Origin of the sequence: Halomonas sp. NyZ770, assembly GCF_020616575.1 — a bacterium.
GTDB lineage: Bacteria > Pseudomonadota > Gammaproteobacteria > Pseudomonadales > Halomonadaceae > Vreelandella > Vreelandella hamiltonii.
Genome location: NZ_CP085143.1, coordinates 1,296,201 through 1,317,749 on the forward strand (window position 1 = coordinate 1,296,201; position 21,549 = coordinate 1,317,749).

General features: G+C 59.7%; 19 protein-coding genes. 18 read left to right on the forward strand and 1 reads right to left on the reverse strand.

Annotation, left to right across the window (positions count from 1 at the left end; translation table 11 throughout):
- Window positions 1–117: 117 nt before the first annotated feature.
- Both LG409_RS06015 and ptsP read left to right on the forward strand, forming a co-directional pair.
- Window positions 118–612 carry an RNA pyrophosphohydrolase gene (locus tag LG409_RS06015; protein ID WP_039183147.1) on the forward strand — a complete coding sequence of 165 codons (495 nt, stop codon included), beginning with the start codon at window positions 118–120 and terminating at the stop codon, window positions 610–612.
- A gap of 86 nt (window positions 613–698) precedes the next feature.
- The gene (gene ptsP, locus LG409_RS06020) at window positions 699–2,960 is read left to right on the forward strand and encodes a phosphoenolpyruvate--protein phosphotransferase (protein WP_227408094.1); all 2,262 of its coding nucleotides are present in this window, start codon (window positions 699–701) and stop codon (window positions 2,958–2,960) included.
- Here ptsP and LG409_RS06025 read toward each other — a convergent pair.
- Window positions 2,957–3,730 (reverse strand): NRDE family protein, encoded by a 774-nt coding sequence (locus LG409_RS06025; protein WP_227407819.1) that lies wholly within the window; start codon window positions 3,728–3,730, stop codon window positions 2,957–2,959. The genes ptsP and LG409_RS06025 overlap by 4 nt on opposite strands.
- A gap of 151 nt (window positions 3,731–3,881) precedes the next feature.
- Here LG409_RS06025 and LG409_RS06030 point away from each other — a divergent pair, with 151 nt between their 5' ends.
- The 16 genes from LG409_RS06030 (at window position 3,882) to LG409_RS06105 (ending at window position 21,470) form a co-directional block, all read left to right on the forward strand.
- Window positions 3,882–5,036 carry a response regulator gene (locus tag LG409_RS06030; protein WP_039183119.1) on the forward strand — a complete coding sequence of 385 codons (1,155 nt, stop codon included), beginning with the start codon at window positions 3,882–3,884 and terminating at the stop codon, window positions 5,034–5,036.
- Entirely contained in the window at window positions 5,033–5,830 is a 798-nt protein-coding gene (locus tag LG409_RS06035) for a sulfite exporter TauE/SafE family protein (protein ID WP_096923282.1), read from the forward strand. The genes LG409_RS06030 and LG409_RS06035 overlap by 4 nt, the downstream gene beginning before the upstream one ends.
- A gap of 48 nt (window positions 5,831–5,878) precedes the next feature.
- Window positions 5,879–6,667: a prolipoprotein diacylglyceryl transferase gene (lgt, locus tag LG409_RS06040; RefSeq protein WP_039183113.1), complete on the forward strand. Its 789-nt coding sequence runs from the start codon at window positions 5,879–5,881 to the stop codon at window positions 6,665–6,667.
- A 563-nt stretch (window positions 6,668–7,230) separates the two neighbouring features.
- Window positions 7,231–8,076 (forward strand): thymidylate synthase, encoded by an 846-nt coding sequence (locus LG409_RS06045; RefSeq protein ID WP_144984581.1) that lies wholly within the window; start codon window positions 7,231–7,233, stop codon window positions 8,074–8,076.
- A complete protein-coding gene (locus LG409_RS06050) occupies window positions 8,073–8,612 on the forward strand; it encodes a dihydrofolate reductase (protein ID WP_144984578.1) in 540 nt (179 codons plus the stop codon). Before LG409_RS06045 ends, LG409_RS06050 begins: the two co-directional genes overlap by 4 nt.
- Window positions 8,613–8,631: 19 nt before the next feature.
- On the forward strand, window positions 8,632–9,405 hold the full coding sequence (locus LG409_RS06055; RefSeq protein WP_144984575.1) for a ProQ/FINO family protein: 774 nt from the start codon (window positions 8,632–8,634) through the stop codon (window positions 9,403–9,405).
- A 264-nt stretch (window positions 9,406–9,669) separates the two neighbouring features.
- The gene (locus tag LG409_RS06060; RefSeq protein WP_144984572.1) at window positions 9,670–10,707 is read left to right on the forward strand and encodes a porin; all 1,038 of its coding nucleotides are present in this window, start codon (window positions 9,670–9,672) and stop codon (window positions 10,705–10,707) included.
- A gap of 381 nt (window positions 10,708–11,088) precedes the next feature.
- Complete coding sequence (locus LG409_RS06065; protein ID WP_144984569.1) at window positions 11,089–12,429, forward strand: oligosaccharide flippase family protein; 1,341 nt, start codon at window positions 11,089–11,091, stop codon at window positions 12,427–12,429.
- On the forward strand, window positions 12,426–13,100 hold the full coding sequence (locus tag LG409_RS06070) for a WecB/TagA/CpsF family glycosyltransferase (protein ID WP_096923274.1): 675 nt from the start codon (window positions 12,426–12,428) through the stop codon (window positions 13,098–13,100). Before LG409_RS06065 ends, LG409_RS06070 begins: the two co-directional genes overlap by 4 nt.
- A gap of 3 nt (window positions 13,101–13,103) precedes the next feature.
- The gene (locus LG409_RS06075) at window positions 13,104–13,745 is read left to right on the forward strand and encodes a glycosyltransferase family 32 protein (RefSeq protein WP_096923273.1); all 642 of its coding nucleotides are present in this window, start codon (window positions 13,104–13,106) and stop codon (window positions 13,743–13,745) included.
- Between the two features lie 51 nt (window positions 13,746–13,796).
- Window positions 13,797–15,137, forward strand: coding sequence for a hypothetical protein (locus LG409_RS06080; protein ID WP_227407820.1), 1,341 nt, complete (start codon window positions 13,797–13,799; stop codon window positions 15,135–15,137).
- 85 nt (window positions 15,138–15,222) lie between these two features.
- Window positions 15,223–16,611, forward strand: a complete 1,389-nt coding sequence (locus tag LG409_RS06085; RefSeq protein WP_319799340.1) for an undecaprenyl-phosphate glucose phosphotransferase — start codon at window positions 15,223–15,225, stop codon at window positions 16,609–16,611.
- Window positions 16,612–16,623: 12 nt separating this feature from the next.
- Window positions 16,624–17,622 (forward strand): UDP-glucose 4-epimerase GalE, encoded by a 999-nt coding sequence (gene galE, locus LG409_RS06090; RefSeq protein ID WP_227407822.1) that lies wholly within the window; start codon window positions 16,624–16,626, stop codon window positions 17,620–17,622.
- Between the two features lie 158 nt (window positions 17,623–17,780).
- The gene (locus LG409_RS06095) at window positions 17,781–19,043 is read left to right on the forward strand and encodes an O-antigen ligase family protein (RefSeq protein WP_227407823.1); all 1,263 of its coding nucleotides are present in this window, start codon (window positions 17,781–17,783) and stop codon (window positions 19,041–19,043) included.
- 278 nt (window positions 19,044–19,321) lie between these two features.
- Window positions 19,322–19,723: a DVU3141 family protein gene (locus tag LG409_RS06100; RefSeq protein ID WP_096923268.1), complete on the forward strand. Its 402-nt coding sequence runs from the start codon at window positions 19,322–19,324 to the stop codon at window positions 19,721–19,723.
- A gap of 52 nt (window positions 19,724–19,775) precedes the next feature.
- A complete protein-coding gene (locus LG409_RS06105) occupies window positions 19,776–21,470 on the forward strand; it encodes a polysaccharide biosynthesis/export family protein (RefSeq protein ID WP_422822545.1) in 1,695 nt (564 codons plus the stop codon).
- The last annotated feature ends 79 nt before the right edge of the window (window positions 21,471–21,549 follow it).

Consider the following 21,549-nt stretch of genomic DNA (forward strand, 5'->3'; position numbering starts at 1 on the left):
AGCGCCGGATTATCGCAGAGTCGCCTGGCTTTCACCACTTGGCGTTATATTGTATTGATACGGTTGACTCCCTTGTGGAAAAATGGGGACAACTGAAAATTTATGAAGGTGATGTCCGTGATCGACGCTGACGGCTTTCGCCCCAATGTTGGCATCATTATTGCCAATAGCCAGGGGCAACTGCTTTGGGCGCGTCGTGTAGGACAAAATGCGTGGCAATTCCCCCAGGGAGGCATCAAGGCAAGCGAGACACCACAACAAGCACTTTTTCGTGAGCTTCACGAAGAAATCGGCCTGACCGCCGACGATGTTGATATTGTCGCCTGCACCCGGGGCTGGCTGCGCTACCGTCTGCCACGACGCATGATTCGTACCCACTCCAGGCCAGTCTGCATTGGCCAGAAACAGAAGTGGTTTTTATTGCAAATTCGCTGCCAGGAAAACCGGATTTGTATGACGGCGACACCCAAGCCGGAATTCGATGGTTGGCGATGGGTCAGCTACTGGTACCCGCTGGGTCAGGTGGTGCCCTTTAAACGAGAGGTTTATCGACGCGCGTTACGAGAGCTGTCTCCCCGCGTTCAACGGTTGGCACAAGATAATGAAGGATGACGTGCGCGTCACTGCTGGAAGCCGGCAGTGGGCTATAGCCGGACACTTCCTCAGCGAGGCAAACAACAGTGAATAGTAAAACGTCGATGCTTGAGGTGCTGCGACGCGTGATTCAGGAAGTGAATGGCGCGCGCAATCTCGATGCCGCGCTGTCCACCATGGTACGTCGTATCCGCAAGGCCATGCAGACGGACGTCTGCTCGTTCTACCTGTATGACAAAGAGCTGGAGTCGCTGGTGCTGATGGAAACCATCGGCCTGCGCACTCAGGCCGTGGGGCGAGTCATTCTGCCACTGGGCGAGGGTCTGGTGGGGCTGGTGGCCAAGCGCAGCGAACCCCTCAACCTGGAAGATGCGCAGTCACACTCGCACTTCCGCTATTTCGAGGCCACCGGGGAAGAGCGCTACTGCAGCTTTCTCGGGGTGCCGATCATCCACCAGCGCCACATGCTCGGGGTGCTGGTGGTGCAGCAGGCGGAAAAACGCCGTTACGATGACGAAGACGAAGCGTTTCTGGTCACCATGGCGGCCCAGTTGGCAGGCGTGCTGGCCCATGCGCTGGCCACTGGCCACCTCAACCGCCCCGCGCTGCCCGGTGGCCAGGCCATGTTCAAGGGCGTGGCCGCGTCGCCTGGCATGGCCATGGGCGAAGCGGTGGTCATCACCCCGCCCGCCGACCTCAACAGCGTGCCAGACCTGATCCCCAGCGATCAGGAGTATGAAATCGCCCGCCTGAAAGAAGCCATCGGCAAGACCCGCGACGAAATCCGCGCGGCGGCCGAGCGGCTGGTCAACCGTATCTCTTCCCAGGAGCTGGCGCTGTTCGATGTCTACCAGCAGATGCTGGGCGAGGCGGCGCTTTCGGAAGAGGTCGAAAAACGCATCCGCGAAGGGCAGTGGGCGCCAGGGGCGTTGGCCGATGTGGTGCGCCGTCACGTGCAATACCTGGAGCGGGTCGATGACGACTACCTGCGCGAGCGGGCAGCGGACATCCGCGACCTGGGCCGCCGCGTGCTGGCGCATCTTCAGGAAGACACGCCCGCTACCCCGGAAACCTACCCGGACGACGCCATTCTGGTGGGTGATGAAATCAGCGTGGCCATGCTGGGCGAAGTGCCCCGTGACAAGCTCAAGGGGCTGGTCTCGGTGCGTGGTTCCAGCACCTCGCATGTGGCCATCGTCGCCCGCGCCATGGGTATCCCGACCGTGCTGGGCATGATGGACTTGCCGCTGCCCCGCCTCAACGGCGCCCCCGTGGTGCTGGACGGCCACCGTGGGCGGCTGTTCGTACGGCCCATGGCCGAGCTCAAAGCCCGCTATGCCAGCCTGATTGCCGAAGAGAAAGTGCTCAGTGAGGTGTTGGCCCACGAGCAGGACCTGCCCAGCGAAACCCCGGATGGCCACAGCATCCCGCTGATGGTGAACACCGGCCTGGCGGTGGATGCGTCTGCCATGCTGAAAAGCCGGATTGGCGGGGTAGGGCTCTATCGCACCGAAGTGCCGTTCATGATCACCGAGCGCTTCCCCGGCGAGAAAGAGCAGATGCGCATGTACCGGGAGCAGTTGGCAGGCTTTGCGCCGCTGCCGGTGGTCATGCGCACGCTGGATATCGGCGGCGACAAGGATTTGCCCTATTTCCCCATCGAAGAGGCCAACCCGTTCCTGGGCTGGCGCGGCATGCGCGTCACCCTCGACCATCCTGAAGTGCTGATGGTGCAGCTGCGCGCCATGCTCAAGGCCTCTCAGGATCTGAACAATCTCCACGTTCTGTTCCCGATGATTACCAACGTCGAAGAGGTGGATGAAGCCATTCGCTTGCTCGACCGTGCCATCATCGAGCTGGGCGAAGAGGGCATCCAAGTGGAGCGGCCCAGCGTGGGGGTCATGATCGAAGTGCCCGCCACCATCTATCAGATGGATGCGCTGGCCAAGCGGGTGGACTTCTTCTCGGTGGGCAGTAACGATCTCACCCAGTACCTGCTGGCGGTGGACCGCAACAACGCACGGGTATCCAGCCTCTACGATGCGCTGCACCCAGCGCTGCTGGGCGCGCTGGTCGAGCTGTCTCAGGATGCCCGGCGGCTGAACAAACCCATTTCGCTGTGTGGCGAGCTGGCCGGGGACCCGGCAGGGGCGCTGCTGCTGATGGCCATGGGCTTCAATAGCCTCTCCATGAACGCTCCCAGCCTGCCCAAGGTGCGAGCAGCCATTCGGCGTGTCACCCTGGCTGATGCGCAAACGCTGCTCAAGGAGATCATGCAGCTGGATACACCTTCCCAGGTACATGCCCATCTCAACCAGCGCTTCGACGAGTGGCAGCTTTCCCACCTGCTTCCCCCCAGGGATTAATACTCCCTGTAGGCGGGCGTTGCCAACGTGGTCTCACCCAGAAACCGACCGAGGGGCCCAAAACGCTGCTCGGTCAAGGTGACGTCTCCTTGCGCGCTCAGTGACAGCCATGTCGTGGCCCGCGTGCCGTAGGCCTCCCCCAGAATGAACGCAGCAGAGAGCTGACGTTCCAGCGTCAGCCCAACGCCGGTATCGGGTAGTGCGGCGTCCTCCGCAAGGCTGGCATCGTGAAGCGCCTGGCGAGTTGCTCGGCGCCAGAGCGTCGTCTCATGCTGGCTCAGCGCGTGGCGCACCGCCTGGAGCTTGGGCCACGCAGTGTTCAGGCTGGCGTTGGATAGCCCGTGAACCCCCTCGGCCACGTCCGTCAGCGTCACGTCATGGCGCCCACGGTGCAGGTGCCAGCAGTGGGTGGGCGTCGCCACCAGCAGATTGAATCCGGCATAACGGGCTGCGCCGTGCTCGGCCATCTGCCTAAGCCACTTGGCCGGGTTCTCACTGGCCAGCACGTTGGCGACCAGCTCGCCCCGGCTGGGCGGGTGAGCAGGGGGCGACAGCCGTGTATCCCGCACGTTGGTCAGCGCGGCTACCACCCCTTGCCGATTGGCCGCCAGCCAGGTGCCCCCGGCCTCCAGGTCGCGGCCGCCCAGCAGCGGCTTGCCGTCCCAGTGGGCCAGTGGTGCCGTGGGGCGGGCATGAAATTCATCCCGATTACCGGCCAGACGCAGCGGGAAACGACTCCCTGGGCGCCATGAAAAGGTGATCAAACACATAAACGACCCCTGTTGGTCACGAAATCCGACTCCTTGCGGTGTGCTGCATGACAGCATCCAAGAGTGGACGTACACTTAGCTTAAAAGCTAAAGCAATAAGGCGGTTCACCTGCCGCGACAGAGCCTCATATCAACGAGGAAGACGCACACTATGCAACGTGATCAGCGAGAGCACTTCTGGAACGCCATCATCTGGCCCGTTCTGTGGCCGCTGCTGTTAGTGCAAGCCGCACTCGTACTGCTCTGCCTGTTGATGGGAGTGGTGATCTGGGTGATGTCGCCAGGCCAGGCCTCCTGGTCGACCACATTATGGCTTACCCTGGCCCTGCTGCTGGGCAGTTGCATGAATGTAGGCGCTTTCTTGATGTTAATCAAAGCCCGGGCCAGATATAAGGATGCCCGTTTCATGCAGTGCCTGGTCGAGCTGGAGTGCCGTGTCGCCTCCTTGGGGCAGAAGGTCGCTCCCAGCCAGCCATGGGCGGCGGAAGAAGACACCCATCAGCGTCCCCTCAAGCGCCTTACCCATGTCAACGATCGGCTGGCCACCATGCTGGAACAGCTGGAAAAAATACCCACGGCGACGCAAGAGAGCGCGGGCCGGGCCGACCAGGCGCTGCTCGAAGACCTGCATCACCAGCAGAAGCAGCTGAAGCACCTGATGGCAGGCAGGGAGCGGGCACGGGAAGAGTCGCGGCTGAAGTCAGGCTACCTGACCTTGATGCAGCGTGAAGCCGACAGCCTGTTCGAACACCTGGGCAGCATGATCAAGGACGACCCTACCGAGGCGTGTCGCCAGAACGTCACCCATGTGCGCGAGCGGCTGGCCGACATACGCTCGCTGCTGGCCAATTTCGTGCAGCAGAGCGTCAACGAAGCCACCACCTACAATGTGCTGGAAACCGAAGGGTATCAGCCCCGTGTGCTGGTCGTGGATGACGGCCCCGTCAACCTGATGCTGGCACGGCAAATGCTGGAATCTCAAGGGCTTCAGGTAGAAGGTGTCAGCAGTGGCGAACAGGCGCTGGAGCGGCAACAGTCCACTTTTTACGATCTCGTGTTCATGGACATCTTCATGCCCACGCTGGATGGCCTGGAAACTACCCGCCGCTGGCGACAGTTCGAGCGGCATAACCCCGCCCATCGCAGTATCATCATTGCCCTCACCGCGAACGTGGACAACGCCGGGCGAGGCACCTGCGAAACGGCAGGCATGGATGATATCCTAGCCAAGCCCTATCAACCCGAAACGCTGCAACGCATGCTCAAAAAATGGCTGCCTGACGCTTTGGAGAAGCCCGCACAATGACATTTGCCGCCATTTTGGCCAGTTATCTCGTACTCGGTGCCGCCGCAGGCACCATGGCAGGACTGTTTGGCGTAGGGGGCGGCATCATCATCGTACCGGTGCTGGTGTTCGCTTTTGGCCTGCAAGGCATCGCGCCAGAAATCACCATGCATCTGGCAGTGGGCACGTCGCTGGCCACCATCGTGGTCACCGGAGCCTCTTCGGCCCTTGGCCACGTGCGTCGCGGCAGCGTACACCGCCCCTGGTTCATGGCGCTGTTGCCGGGGCTCATGCTCGGTGCGATTGCCGGGGTCTTCATTGCAGGGAATCTCTCAGGCACCGTGCTGGGCACACTGTTCGGCGTGTTCGTGCTGCTGCTGGCCGCCAAGATGGTCATTGGCTTGAATCCCAAGCCGGGCAGCGTTGCGCCCGGTAAAGTGGCGATGTCGGTGGCCGGAGGTGTCGTGGGCGCCATTTCGGCGCTGTTCGGTATTGGCGGCGGGGCCATGACGGTGCCCTGGCTGTCTCGCTCCGGTGCCACCATGACCCAGGCCGTGGGCACCTCCGCCGCCTGTGGCCTGCCCATTGCCGTCGTGGGTGCCATCACCTTCATCATCGTCGGCTGGGGCAACCCTCTATTGCCGCCGTGGGCCACTGGCTTCGTCATGTGGCCCGCGTTTATCGGCATCGTCGTCACCAGCGTTCCCTTTGCACGGCTAGGGGTGCGGCTGGCGCACGTGTTGTCTGCCCACGTGCTGCGCTATGGTTTTGCCCTGCTGCTCACGGTGGTGGGGCTGCGCTTCATCCTGGCGTAATCGCCACCCGGCACGCTGTCACTTCTTTTGTTCACGTAGAGAAACGGAATGATTAATTACCCCACGATAGACCCCGTCGCGATTTCGCTCGGCCCCCTGCAAGTGCACTGGTACGGTTTGATGTACGTGGTCGGTTTCGTTGCTGCCTGGTGGCTGGGCTGCCGCCGTGCTGCGCGGATCGGGCTCACCAAGGATGATATCAGCGACCTGCTGTTCTACTGCGCCATCGGTGTCGTGGCCGGTGGGCGCTTGGGCTATGCGCTGTTTTACGGCCTGGGGCAGTGGTCTGCCGACCCGCTGTGGATCTTCCGCGTCTGGGATGGCGGCATGAGCTTCCACGGCGGGCTGATCGGCGTACTGCTGGCGGCCTTGCTATTCGCCCGGCGCAAGCAGCTGGCCTTCTTCACCCTCACCGACTTCATCGCCCCGCTCGTGCCCATCGGCCTCGGGGCAGGGCGCATCGGCAACTTCATCAACCACGAGCTGCCCGGCCGCGTGACCTCGCTTCCCTGGGGCATGCCCTTTCCCGGCATGGGCCCAGAGCCGCGTCACCCCTCGGCACTCTACGAAGCCGTATTGGAAGGCGCCGTGCTGTTCGTCATCCTCTGGTGGGTCTCGGCCAAGCCTCGCGCGCGCGGGTTCGTCTCCGGCCTGTTCCTGCTGGGCTACGGCGTCTTCCGCTTCATGGTCGAATTCGTCCGCATGCCCGACGCCCACATCGGCTACCTCGCCTTTGGCTGGTTCACCATGGGCATGCTCCTCACCCTGCCCATGATTATTCTCGGACTCCTCCTGATGCTCTGGTCAAAAGGCAAGCCCATCGACGCCAAGGTATAGAAAGCAGTACACCCCGTAGCGCGGCGTAAGCAGAGCGCACCCGCGAAGCAACGCGAGAGCGTTGCCGATGAGGGCACGGTGGGCGGCGGTGGCGTTTTCCCGTTTGGAGGCGTGATCGGGGCGGCTAGCGCCGCCTTCGCGGGTGCCTCCATCGCTCGTTGCTCTCGCTCTGTCGTTACGCCGCGCTACGGGGGCATAGCTTGCGGAGGAAAACGTAGCGCGGCGTAAGCAGAGCGCACCCGCGAAGCAGCGCGAAAGCGTTGCCGATGAGGGCACGGTGGGTGGCGGTGGCGTTTTCCCGTTTGGAGGCGTAATCGGGGCGGCTGGCGCCGCCTTCGCGGGTGCCTCCATCGCTCGTTGCTCTCGCTCTGTCGTTACACCGCGCTACGGGGGGCATAGCTTTCGGTGGAAAACGTAGCGCGGCGTAAGCGGAGCGCACCCGCGAAGCAACGCGAGGAGCGTTGCCGATGAGGGCTCGGTGGGCGGCGGTGGGCTTAACGTAGACGTTGCCTTTAGGGGAGCCTAGAATACAGCCTCATATTCGCTGTTAATCTGGAAACCTTGTGACTGCTACAACGCCTTCGCTTACCACGTCGAACGAATTGCCTGCGCTTGAGCAGCCTTACCTGGACTTGATGCGCACTGTGCTCGAACAGGGCGTTGATCGCGGTGACCGTACCGGTACGGGTACGCGCTCGGTGTTTGGCCACCAGATGCGTTTCGATCTTTCTCGTGGGTTTCCGCTGCTGACCACCAAGAAGCTGCACTTGCGCTCGATCATTCATGAGCTGCTGTGGTTTCTGAAGGGCGATACCAACATCGGTTACCTGAAAGAGCACGGCGTGCGTATCTGGGACGAATGGGCCGATGAAGCGGGCAACCTGGGGCCCGTATACGGCTACCAGTGGCGTAGCTGGCCGCACCCCAAAGGTGGCAGCGTGGATCAGATTGCCAATGTGCTGGAGCAGATTCGCCATAACCCGCAGTCGCGCCGTTTGATCGTCTCGGCCTGGAACCCGGGGCAGGTGGAGGAAATGAAGCTGCCGCCGTGCCACTGCCTGTTCCAGTTCTACGTGGCGAACGGTCGCCTTTCCTGCCAGCTGTACCAGCGCAGTGCGGATATTTTCCTCGGTGTGCCGTTCAATATCGCCAGCTACGCGCTGCTGCTCAGCATGGTGGCGCAGGTGACCGGGCTGAAGCCGGGTGAGTTCATCCACACGCTGGGCGATGCCCATCTCTACAGCAATCACCTGGAGCAGGCGCAGGAGCAGCTGGCGCGTACGCCCATGGCGCCGCCAGCGCTGGTGCTCAATCCGGCGGTCACGGATCTGTTCGACTTCACCTTCGATGATATTCATATAGAAGGTTACCAATCGCACCCCCACATCAAGGCAAAGGTTGCCGTATGAGCCAATCTCTCCCGACTGACGAACTGCTGGTGCCGGTGGCGATGATCGTCGCCATGGCGAAGAATCGTGTCATTGGCGTCGATGGCAAGCTGCCCTGGTACCTGCCGGAAGACCTGAAATTCTTCAAACGCATGACCCAGGCCAAGCCGCTGGTCATGGGGCGCAAGACCTATGCATCCATCGGCAAGCCGTTGCCCAATCGGCTGAATATCGTGGTGACCCGAGACACGGCCTTCACCGCCGAGGGCACGCGTATCTGCCACGACCTGCCGTCTGCCTTGGCGCTGGCCGACCAGCACGCCACTATCGAGGCGGCGGAGGAGATCATGGTGATGGGAGGCGGCGAGATCTACCAGCAAGCCTTGCCCTTTGCCCAGCGGCTGTATATTACTGAAGTCGATATCGACGTTGCGGGCGACGCAACGTTTCCTGAATTCTCGGCAGACGAGTGGCGTGAAGTGCAGCGCGTACCCGGCCAGCCAGCGGAAGGGCAGCCACGTTATGATTTCGTGGTATATGAGCGTGTCAACGACTGAGCAAGGAAAGGAGGAGGTGATGGCTGCCAACGTACTGCAACTATTAGAACTACTCGAAACACGGCTCGACCAGAAAAACGCCGAGCTGGAAGCATTGCGTGCCGAAAACAGCCGCCTGAAGCAGCAGCTGGCACGTGGGGAAGCAGCGCCACCCCAGGTAGCGTCACCCCAGATAGCGCCAGCGCCGCTGCCCATGGAAGAGTGCCAGCCCCAGGCAGCGCGTCAGCACCAGGAAAAGCCCCCGGTGGTAGCCGAGCAAGTGCCACCGCAGGCAGAAGCAAACGAAACGCCAGCGCCTGCCGTTGAACCTGCTGCTGAAGCGCCTCAGCCCCCCTCGCCCCACGCATTGTTGAAACAGTGGTATCAGCGCTATCCCAATGCTTTCTTCAAAGGGCATACCAAGCCGCTGAAAGTAGGGATTCATCACGACCTGGCCGAGCGTGAGCCCTGGTCGGGCAAGCTGGTGCGTCGTGCGCTGGCCAACTACGTCAATCTGCCGCGCTACATCAAATCCATGCGGGAAGGCGTAGAACGGGTCGATCTGGAAGGCAATCCGGCAGGCAAAGTCGACAAGGAAGCGGCACAGCACGCCAGTGCGCGGCGCCACGAAAGCCAGGCGACCACAGCAACAGAAACAGCGCCGACCCCGCGTGCCAAACCTGCTCAACGAACGCCGCCGCCGAGGAAGGAAAAACGTCAGGAAGTGCCCCGGCAGGAAAAAACCGAGCAGGCAAAACCGCTTAGCCTTGAAGATAAGCTCAAAGGCTTGCAGCAGAAATTCGAAGGCCGCTGAGACCGGTTTTGTTTGGCTGGGTTCCATAAAAAAACACAAATCATAAAAAAACACTGTTTTTTTCTATTGCGTTCCTTGGAATCCCAGTATAGAGTTTGACCTGCGAGCATTGGACTATAACAAGGCTTTGTTGAGGACATGTCGCATACCACCGGGAAAAACCGGCGGATGAGAAAAAGAGCATGGCCCGCAAGCCACTTACTGGCTTCTACGAAGGCCAGTAATAACGATCGAAACAGTAAGCTAGTTAAAGGAACCTACATCATGAAAAAGACACTTTTAGCGACTGCCATCGTTGGCGCCCTGGGTGCCTCCGCTGCCGCTCAAGCAGCTACTGTATATGACCAAGACGGCACTCGTCTGGACGTATACGGCCGTATCGCCATGGGTATCGCCGGTGGCGGCCCCGAGTTCGATTCTCAAGACCGTGAAATCGACAACGGCGCTGAGTTCGTAGACGTGTTCTCTCGTCTGGGTCTGCGCATGAGCCAGCAGGTTACTTCTGACCTGAGCGCTTTCGGTCACCTGGAATGGCGTTTCCGTGCTGACGAGCGTCGCAGCGACGAAGCTTTCCGTGAAACTCGTCAGAGCTACATCGGTCTGAAGAGCGAGCAGTACGGTACAGTTGTCGGCGGTAACTTCGACAGCTTCTACAGCCAGTTCGTTTCCAAGCCGTTCGACGTCTACATCGACCAAGGTCTTGAGTTTGCTGGTCACCCGACACAGTCTCGCGGCGACTCTATCGGTTACTACACGCCTGACCTGAGCGGTTTCACTGCCTTCCTGCAGCTGAAACACTACAGCGAGCGTGGCCTGCTGGAAGGTATCGAAACTACTGAGCAAGGTGAAGTTGTAGCCTCTCAGGGTGGTGTTCGCTACGCTGAAGGTCCTGTGACTGTTGCTGTGGGCTTCGTTGACGACGTAGTTCGTGGCGGCGGCAACGGCGAAATGCTGTACGGCGTAATGGGTTCTTACGACATCACTGACCAGTTCACTGCACGTCTGGGCTACGAAGGCCGTGACGACAGCACTGAATTCGGCGGTGGCTTCGACACCGTAGGTCTGGGTGGTACTTTCACCACTGGTCCTTGGGCGTTCAACGTTGACTACTACAACATCGAGCGTGACAACGATTCTACCAGCAACGCCTGGGCTGCTGGCGCATACTACAAAGTATCCAGCAACTTCGACGTATTCGCTGAGGTCGCTGACGGCGATGCGCCGAGCGTCGATCGTGACACCACTCTGGGCGACCTGACCGACAACGTATACTGGCTGACTGGCGCTCGTTACCACTTCTAAGCCTGGCTTTTGCCAACGCTTGAATGGATAACTGCCTAACAGCAGATAGAACCGGCCCTCAGGGGCCGGTTTTTTATTTGATGGCCTATGGTCAGTGAGTGAACAGGTTGGCCAATCGCTTGGCCGTCTGAAGCAAGGTACAGTAGCCTTATCAGTATTTACTAAACACATCTCATTGCTATTGACAATGGAGGAAATAGGCAAGATTTATGAATCCTGCTTCCACCTTGTTACATGCAGGCGCCGAAAAGGGTATGATTCATACCTTAGGCTAAGCACACTTACATTAGTGATAACGCTTATCAGGTAGTGGCGTTCTATGGCCATGCCTTTCTGAATTTACGCGCAAAGTCAAAGAGTTGACTTCTCCAAGAGTCACGGATGATAAAACGAATTCTGCAGAACCAACTGCTCACCACGCTGGCTGCGCGTGGGATTGCCGCAGGTGGCACCTTCCTGCTTTCCTATGTGTTGGCCACGTTCGTCAGTATTCAGGCCTTTGGTGCCTTCATGCTGTGTCTGTCGATCATGATCGGCATGCAGGTCTTTGCCAGCCTGGGCACCGACCGGGCCACGCTCAAGTACATGGGGGTCGCGACCTCCAATAATAACCGCCGTGAAGTCGCCTGGATTTACCGGCACGCCATGACGGTCAACGTACTGGTCGGCGTGCTGCTGGGCGTAGTGCTGTGGGTGGCGGCGCCCAGCGTGGCACAAATGCTGCTCTCCTCGACAGACAATGCGGTCGAGGCCCTGCGAATGACCGCGCTGTTGTCGCCGGTGTACAGCGTCATTTACCTGTGCAATTTTCTGATGAAAGGGTGGGGCAGGGCCAACGTTTCCTGCCTGTTCGAAATAGGCTGTATTTCCATCGTGCTCAGCGGGGTCGTGCTGGTGTGTGCCTGGCTGGGGATCTCGCTGGGGGCACTGGCGCTGATGACTGCGCTGGGTGTGATTCTGGGGCTCTACCTGCTGGTGGCGCTGTGGGCCGTCTGGTGGCTGTACCGCCGCAGCGCGCTGGTCGAAAGTGACAGCGTCAGCTTTACCAAAGGCTTCTATCGCCACCTGCCCGATTTTTTGCTGGTAGGCATCATCTTCTACTACACCCAGTGGGGAGTTGGCCTGGTGTTGGGCGCCTTCCATAGCGAAAGCGATGTTGCCTTGTTCAGCCTGGGGCTACGGCTGGCCATGATCATCGGCTTCATCCTGACCGTATACGACAGCATTCTGGGGCCGCGTTTCTCACGGCTCCAGCATGAAGGCAATGGCGAAGGGCTCAGGCTGCTTGCCCAGAAAAGTGCTTTTCAAATGACCTGCTTCGCGCTGCTGCCTGCCTTGGTGTTCATCATCTGGCCCAACGCCGTGCTGGCGTTGTTTGGCAGTGATTACACCGGTGCTGCCAGCGTCGTGAGAATTCTCGTGATCGGGCAGCTGGTGAATGTGATGACCGGCTCGGTCATTTTGCTGCTTTTGATGGCCGACCAGCAGCGTGCAGCGCGGAATATACTAATCTGGTCTGTGGTGGTGGGGGGCATTGCCTCGCTGCTACTGATTCCGCGTTACAGCGCAGAGGGGGCGGCCTATGCGCTGCTGCTGTGCCTGCTGATTCAGAATGGCGTGGCGGTCTACGTGGTGAAGAGAAAGTTCGGTTTCATGATGACCGACTGGCGTTTCGTCATGACGCCACGAAGCCGAGCCAACAATGATGGTGAACCAAGATGATTAGACTCGAAAGGGAGTTCCACCTGGAAGAAGGGATCGATTACAGCTTCATCAATCCGTTTTCTCTAGGGGTCGTGGCGCAAAGCCTAAGCGAGCAGGAGTGCCGACAGATTCGCTTCTACGCCGATGGCATTGCCGTCGTGCTCTATGCCCGGTTGTTCAAAGGCAAAAAGATTCAGCGGACCAGCTTCGACGACACCTCGATTGCCCCGGTGGTACTAGGCCATGCCCAGGCCACACAGAAGCGCGTTGCGCTGGTGGGCGGCACCGAAGAAAACGTCCGTCAGGCGTCGCAGCTGCTGGCACAGAAATACCCTGGGCTCGAGATCAGCTACGCACGCTCCGGCTTTTTCAGCAGTGACGAAGAGCGCCAGCAGAGCTTAGTGCAGGCAGCCAATGCCGACATCGTCATCGTGGGCATGGGCGCAGGCAAGCAGGAGCGCCTGCTGCTGGACCTGAGGGCTGCGGGCTGGCAAGGCACCGGCTTTACCTGTGGCGGCTATCTGGATCAGTTCGTGGAGGCCAAGGGGCAAGACTACTACCCAGCCTGGGTAGACCGTCTCAACCTGCGCTGGCTGTACCGAATGATGAAAGAGCCGAACCGGCTGTTGAAGCGCTACCTGAAAGACTACCCCCGGTTTTTGATCAAATACGGCAACAAGATCGAGTAAATCATGATTCCTAAAAAGATCCATTTCTGCTGGTTTGGCGGTAACGCCATGGGCACGCTTTATAAAGAGTGCCTCGCCACGTGGAAAGAAAAGATGCCCGACTTCGAGATCATCGAGTGGAACGAGTCCACCATCGATCACGACAATCCGTTCATCAAATACTGCCTGGAAAACAAGAAGTGGGCCTTTCTGTCCGATTACGTCCGTATGGCGGCACTTCATGAGCACGGTGGCATCTACCTCGATGTGGACATGGAAGTCGTACGCTCGCTGGAGCCGCTGCTGGAAAGCCCCTGTTTCCTGGGCTATGAAGATGAAGGACGGCTGAACACCGCCGTGGTGGGCGGGGTGGCAGGGCATCACTTCTTCAAGAATGCCATGACGCTGATCGAAGCCCGTCATCAACAGAAAAAGCCGTTTCTGATTGCCCCGGAAGTGGCCAATGCCTGTGTCGAACAGGATGCCAGTGATATCGATCTCAAGCCCTGGCACTTTTTCTACCCCTATAACCCCTATGCCAAGGCGCATGATCGCAAGCAGCTGATGTACTGCTATATCGAAAGCGATACCTACCTGATCCACCACTGGGGAAAAGGGTGGAAAATGGGGCTGGTGGAAAGAGTATTCAGAAAGTTGTTCAAGTAGGCCATCGCGGTAAAGGGATTCAATTTAGCGAGATGCGTTTGGGAGCAAGGAATGCAAGGACATTACCCAGTGGGCAATGCGTTATTGTCTTACCGCAGCAAGGCACAACCGCTGGCAGCGATGTTGCTGATGGCCGTGATCCTGGTGCTGGGTGTGGTGGGGGTGATGTCGCCCTGGCACTACAACATACTGCCCGCCGCGCCGCTCCTGGAGCTGGCGGTGCTGGGGGTATCCGTACTGGTGTTTCCACCTAAAAGTCGTTCAGCCTGGCTGTTCCTACTGGCGGCAGGCGGCTATCTGGTGGTCACGCTGGCCATTGCGCTGCTGATGAGCGGCAGCCATATTCTCGATTACGTGCAAGCGTACAAGGCATTTTTCTATGTGCTGCTGCTGTGCTCGTTCATCGGTCAGCCGCTATTCAAGCAGGCCCACGTCGTCAAATTCTTCTATGTGCTGTTAGGGCTGTTCTTCCTCAAGTACACCTACTCGCGGCTGATTGGTCTGGACGCCTGGGTCAGCCAGCGCCCCGGTATCTTCACGGAAAACAATTTCGAGCTGGTGCTGCTGATTCTGCTTCTGTATCTGGTGCTGCCCGTGATGCGCTGGCGGTTCGTCTCGTTCGTGGCCGTGATGCTGATCATTTTTCTGTCGGGATCGCGCAGCGCATTTCTGTGTTTTCTCGCGGTGTATTTCTTCAGTGTGTTTCGGGCAGGCAAAGGCTTTATCAAACCATGGCTGCTGCTCTTCCCGTTTCTGGTGCTGCTGGCCTACGGCATCGTCAATGATCGCATGGACATCTCTTTGAGCAGCAGCGCGGCTCCTGGCGAGCATCCCAGCATGCCAGCCCTGGAAGAAGATCGCTCGCCGATTGCCACCTTAGGGGCAGATGGCGAAGTCATCGAGCAGCCGCTTACCTTTCGCTCCCTGCTGGAACGGGGCGCGTCCATCGACCGCGTTCGATTCCTGCTCTATTTCCTCGATGACGTAGAGGGGTGGCAGTGGTGGAACGTGATGCTGGGTACACAGCCCCTGACGCCGATGTCTACGGAAACGTGCGAAGCACTCTCTTACTGGAGCGACATGTACAGCTTCTCCGGGGATGGCACCTGCTACTCGGTCATTCTGCACTCCTATATCATTCGTGTGCTTTACGACCATGGCGTGCTGGGGCTTGTCTTCCTCGTCGCGTTTACCGTCTACGCGCTGCGCAAGAGCGGCTATAGCTGGGCCGATACCCTGTGTGTGCTGGGCGTGTTGATGGCCTCATCGCTTTCCGTTTCGGCGTTCAACAGCGTGTTTGCCATGCTTTCCATGATGTTCTATCTCTCCTATGGGCGAGAGGAGCCGGCACCAGCGGCCTCGGTGGAGGCACCCGGTGCCAACACGGTTTGAAAGCGGCCCGACATGCCCTATATAGCGCCCAATAATTGGATCGTAGAGTAGAGACCGTACTATGCACTCAGACAGTAAACCGGGGGTGGCTCAGAAAAGAGGCGTGATCTTTTCCGAGCGCTATCCGCCCAAGATCATCTTCCCGGTATTCGACTTCGTCGTTGTCGTGTTCTCGGGGGTAATGGCGTACCTGTTGCGTTTCGAGACCTTTCATTTGCATGAGCGCTACGTTCTGGCGCTGGCCTGCATGGCCTTGCTGGTGGTGGTGGCCAACAGTTCCACAGGTAGCTATAAACGCTGGCGCATCTCGTCCACGTTTTACATCATCACCAAGTTGATGCTGGTGTGGATGGTGATCGGCATCATCGTCACCTCCATCATCTACTTTGCCCACGCGGCAGAGCGCTACTCACGGCTATGGGTGGGGCTGACCCTGCTGTTCTCGTTCGTGCTGGCGGCCAGTGCCAGGGCGCTGGTGCAATATGGCTTGCGGCGCATTCGCATTCGTGGCGGAGCACGGCGCCCCGTGTTTCTGGTGGGGCCTGCCAAGAACGTGCTGCACGTGGCGCGGGGCATGCGGGCAGCCTCCTGGGAAGGTCACTCCATTGCGGGGGTCGAGCGCTTGGGTGATGAAGCGCCTGATCAAGAGCACCTGGAGCGCATTGCCGCTCGGATCAGTGATGCGGGCGCCGCCGAAGTGTGGATCTGTGTGCCGCTGGAAATGGGCGACACCGTGCATGGCCTGTTTTACGCGCTGCGCAACCATACCGAAGAGATCCGCCTGATTCCGGAATTCAAGGACATGCGCCTGCTCAACCATCGCACCAGCGAAGTGGCGGGCCACCTGGCCATCGACCTCAGCGTATCGCCCATCAACGGCATGTCCCGAGTGGTCAAGCGTGCCGAAGACATCATCGTCGGCAGCCTGATCTCGCTGATGATTCTGCCGGTATGCATTGCCATTGCGCTGGCCATCAAGTTCACCTCGCCTGGCCCCGTACTGTTCAAGCAGCACCGTACGGGCTCCAACGGCAAGGTGTTCAAAGTTTACAAATTCCGCTCGATGAAAGTGCACCAGGAAAAAGAGGGCGTCGTCACTCAGGCCACCAAAAACGACAACCGTCTGACGCCGATAGGAGCCTTCCTGCGCCGCACCTCCCTGGATGAGCTGCCGCAGTTCTACAACGTGCTGCAGGGGCGCATGTCCATCGTGGGGCCACGGCCCCATGCGCTGGCCCACAATGAGTACTACAAGGAACTGGTGGAGTCCTACATGCGCAGGCACAAGGTGAAGCCCGGTATTACCGGCTGGGCTCAGGTCAATGGGCTGCGCGGTGAGACCGATACGCTGGAAAAAATGCAGCGGCGGGTCGAATACGACCTGTGGTACATCGACAACTGGTCGGTGTGGCTCGATCTCAAGATCATCTTCATGACCGTATTCAAGGGCTTTAAACACACCAATGCTTACTAACCGGAGCCTCTGATGATCCTGGTGACAGGTGGCACGGGCTATATTGGCTCGCATATCGCCGTCGAGCTGCTCGCAGCAGGGCACTCAGTGGTATTGCTGGATAACCTTGCCAATAGTGTGGCTTCCGTGGTGCCGCGTATTGAAAAGATTACCGGACACTCGGCGGCGTTCTATCAGGGCGACGTGCGCGACGCCGCGCTGCTGGCAACCATTTTTGAACGCCATCCCATCCAGGCGGTGATTCACTGCGCAGGCCTGAAGGCCGTGGGTGAAAGTGTCACCCAGCCATTGGCCTATTACGATACCAACGTGTACGGCTCCATCGTGCTGTGTCAGGCCATGGCCAGGGCCGGCATCAAACGGCTGATTTTCAGCTCATCGGCCACGGTGTATGGCGTGGATGCCATCCCGCCCTACGTGGAAACCATGGGCCGGGGCAGCTGTACCAGCCCCTATGGCACCTCCAAGGCCATGGTCGAGCAGGTGCTGGAAGACCTGTGCGCCAGCGACCCAGAGTGGTCCGTGGCCATTTTGCGCTACTTCAACCCCATTGGTGCGCACCCCTCGGGCCTGATTGGTGAATCACCCCAAGGGGTCCCCAATAACCTGATGCCCTACATCAGCCAGGTGGCGGCAGGCGTGCTGCCCGAGCTGCAGGTCTACGGCAACGACTACCCGACCCAGGACGGCACCTGCGTGCGTGACTACCTGCACGTGGTCGATCTGGCGGCAGGGCACCGCGTCGCGCTCAAGGCGCTGGAAACGCCCGGCGCCAGCCACTACAACCTGGGCACGGGGCAGGGGGTGTCGGTCAAGCAGATGATCGATGCCTTTACCCAGGCCACCCAAGTGCCCGTGGCCTTCCGCTACGCCCCCCGGCGCGATGGCGACCTGGCCGCCTTCTGGGCCAGTGCCGAAAAGGCGCAGCAAGAGCTGGGCTGGCAAGCCACCCAAACCCTCGACGACATGATGATCGACACCTGGCGCTGGCAGCAGCACGCCAGCGCCTGAACGTATGCTTGCCAGGTGAGCGCCTGGCAAGCAGCCACGTTATCGGTAAGCCCCTGTTGCCTGTGAGCCTATGCTATCCCTGAGAACAGGCTGCCTGTGCTACTATCGGCTTCCTCAATGATTTGCCGCCCCAGGGCCATGAAAGGAAGTCTGTTTCAATGTTGGTAACGCACCCCCCCTCGTCACATCCCGGCACTCAGCCTCCTCAGTTATTTACCGGCGTGGCCGTCTTTCTTTTGGCCGCCATCGCGCTGGTCGTGCCCAGCGGCTACTCGCTGGGTGCGTTACTGCTACTACTGGCGGGCCTGGGGCTCATCGCCCTGCGCCGTGTTCCTAAGCTGACACGCCAGGACGCTGCGATTATTGCCGTGCTGCTGGCCTATGCGGCCATCACCATGCTGGAAGCGTGGCTGGATGGCCAGGGCAGCAAGGGTTTCGACAAGCCCAGCCGCTTCATTCTGGCCATTCCGGCGCTGTTCTGGGTACTGCGCTACCCGCCCAATCTGGCCTTTCTGTGGAGCGGTGCCGCCGTGGGCGCACTCAGTGCAGGTACCTGGGCCGGGTGGCAAAAGCTGTTCGAAGGCGTAGACCGCGCCCAGGGCCATACCCATGTGATTCAGTTCGGTAACCTCAGCATGCTGCTGGGCGTACTGTGCATGGCAGGCCTGGGGTGGGCCGTGGTGCAGCGCCAGCGCCAACTTTGGGTGGCCCTGCTGCTGGCGGGGGCGTTGGGCGGCATACTGGGCTCGCTGTTTTCCGGCAGCCGTGGCGGCTGGGTAGGTTTCCCCATCGTGCTGCTGGTGCTGTACCGAGCTTATGGCACCCAGCTTTCCAACCGCCTCAAAGTAGCCGTCGTGGCGGCCGTAGTAGTGGGTGGGCTGGCGGTGTATTCCGTGCCGCAAACCGGCGTGCAGCACCGAGTGCATCAGGCCGTAACCGATGTGTCGCTATATATCACGGGTGAAAACCGCTCTTCTTCCGTGGGGTCGCGGTTCGAAATGTGGCGCGGAGCCGCCATGCTGATTCAGGAAAAACCGCTGACGGGGTGGGGCAGTACCGGTTACGCCGAAGCTATGTACGACTTTGGTGAAGAAGGCGTCATCAGTCGTGAAGCGGCTCAATATGGTCACGCTCACAATGAATTCGTCGATGCTTTCGCCAAGCGCGGCATTCTAGGGCTGGTGATTTTGTTGGCACTTTATCTGGTGCCCATGCGAATGTTCGCCCGCGATTTGCAATCCCCCGATCTGGCCGCTCGCGCCGTGGCCACGGCGGGCGTGCTGCTACCCGTCACGTTTCTGGATTTCGGGCTCTCCCAGGTTTTTCTGGAGCATAACAGCGGCGTCATGATGTACGCCTTCCTGCTGGTGGTGCTGTGGGGCTGCCATCGGGGGCAAGGCGCTGCGATTTCTAAACCGTAGGCGCTTATATCTAAATAACGTTATGTTTTTAAACGTATATTCCAAACGGCCTTGAACAGGCCGTTTTTTTTATAAAAATAGAAGATAGTTATTGCGCTAAATAGATTTAATTGATTGTACAAGGCTTGTTGACGTAGAGCTGGCACTGTTAATCCCTTACAATAGCCGAGCATTTTTATATCTCAGGTTAACCTTCTATTCATCCGCACAGCGTAGGGCAAGGGAATGCGCCCGTATGAATCCCTGGGCGGTAGCGTGCCTTTTTGATGGAATCTACTATGTCGAATACCCCCACTTCTTTTTCGCGGCCAGCTCGCATGCTGTTGGCGGCGGTCAGTTTGACCCTGCTCAGTGGGTGTGCCACGCAATACCCTTCTGGCAGCGGTCAACAATCACCGCAATACGTACTAACCGACGATGCGGCCAAACTTCTGGAAGATGAAGCACTCAATCGCTTCCTCACCCAATCGCCTGCCAGTGGTGTGCACACAGCTGCCCGCACCCCTTGGGGTGACAACGTAGAAATTATCGCCGATGCCCCGTATCTGGCCGCCAGCGGGCGCAAATGCCGCCAGCTGCAAGTGATGGAGCCCGGTGGCAGCGTACGCGCAGCACTCGCCTGCGAAACCGAAAGCGGCTGGGTACATCAGCGCCTGGTCACTCAAGCAGGAGGGCGCTAACATGCAGTCATCTATCTCCTCACCCACCGTTGCGTTGGTTCCTCTTAAACGCATGTTGGCGACAGCAGGATTGGTATTTGCAACATTGACTGCGGCGCCTGCCATAGCCCAGTCCCTCAGCCTCTCCAACGACATTCTTCCCCAACAGGGTAGCCAGCAAGGCGGCCAGCAGGGGCAGCAAGAGCAGGTGGAGGACACCCCGCGCGCAGACTGGCGCAGCGGCACCTACGGCCCCATTGCCACGCCGCCCCAAAACCCCGATGCCTTGCCGCCCTTTGGCGCCAACCTGTTCACCGGGGGCTTTCGTGGTGCCATGGGAGACGGCCTGAACGCCGATTACCGCATCAAGCCCGGCGACCAGATCACCGTGCGCGCCTGGGGCGCGTTCGAGTTCGACCGCGTGCTGCCCGTGGATGCCCAGGGCAACATCTTCATTCCCGGCTCCGGCCCGCTCAACGTGGAAGGGCAGAACAGCCAACAGGTCGATGGCAGCGTACGCAGCGCCATTACCTCGGTGTACCCCGATAACGTCGAGGTCTACACCAACGTGCAAGGCGTTCAGCCCGTGGCCGTGTTCGTCACCGGCTACGTGGAAAATCCGGGCCGCTATGCAGGCACCCCCAACGATTCGCTGCTCTACTTCCTCGACCAGGCAGGCGGCATCGACCAGGACCTGGGTAGCTACCGCCAGATTCGCGTCGTCCGTGACGACCGCACCGTGGCCACCGTCGACCTCTACGACTTCCTCATCAACGGCACCATCGCCCGCCCGCAGTTCCAGGATGGCGACACCATCGTGGTGGAAGAGCGCGGCCCTGCCATTGCCGTGGTCGGTGACGTACACCGCGAACACCGCTACGAACTGATCGGCAACCAGCTCAGCGGTGCCGAAATCATCAACCTGGCCCGGTTGAGAAGCGGAGTTTCACACGTACTGCTACGCGGCGACCGAGACGACGGCCCGATTGCCCAATACTTCCCCATCAACCTGTTTGCAGGCCAAACGGTACGCAGCGGTGACGAAGTGGTGTTCAGTGCCGACCAGCGTAACGAAACCATCGTGGTGGAAATCGAAGGCAGCTACTACGGCCCCTCGCGGTTTGCGCTACCCCGCAATGCGCGCCTCAGCGAACTGCTTGACGCCATTGCCGTACCCGAAAACATGACCGCCGTGGAAAGCATCTCGCTGCAGCGTGAAAGCGTACGTCAGCAGCAGGCGCAGTCCCTGCAGGACAGTCTGCGCCGCCTGGAAACCACCTACCTGGGCGCCTCCTCGCGCACCGATCAGGAAGCCCAGATCCGCCTGCGAGAAGCGGAGCTGATCGAACGTTTCATCGAGCGTGCCCGTGAGCTAGAGCCCAGCGGCCGCTTGGTGGTTGCCTCCAGCGAAGGTATTGCGGATATACGTCTTCAAGATGGTGACATCATCACCATTCCTGAAATCAGCGACTCGGTGCTCATCAGCGGTGAAATCCTCGTGCCCCAGGCCGCCGTCTACCGCCCCGGCATGAGCGTCATCGACTACGTGGAAAGCGCCGGTGGCTTCACCGAACGTGCCGACCGCGACCAGATTCTGCTGGTACGCCAGAACGGCGCCGTCGAACACGCCCGTAACACGCCGCTGCGCCCTGGCGACGAAATCCTCGTCATGCCCAAGGCACCTACGCACAACCTGCAGCTCGCCTCGACCCTCACTCAGATCCTGTTCCAGATCGCCGTCACCACCCGTGTCGCCCTGGACCTGTGATGAGACCATAGCGGCGGCCCGGCGCAAAGGGCGGCCTTAGCCGCCCCGGTCACGCCACTTCTCCATTTACGTTCCCGAC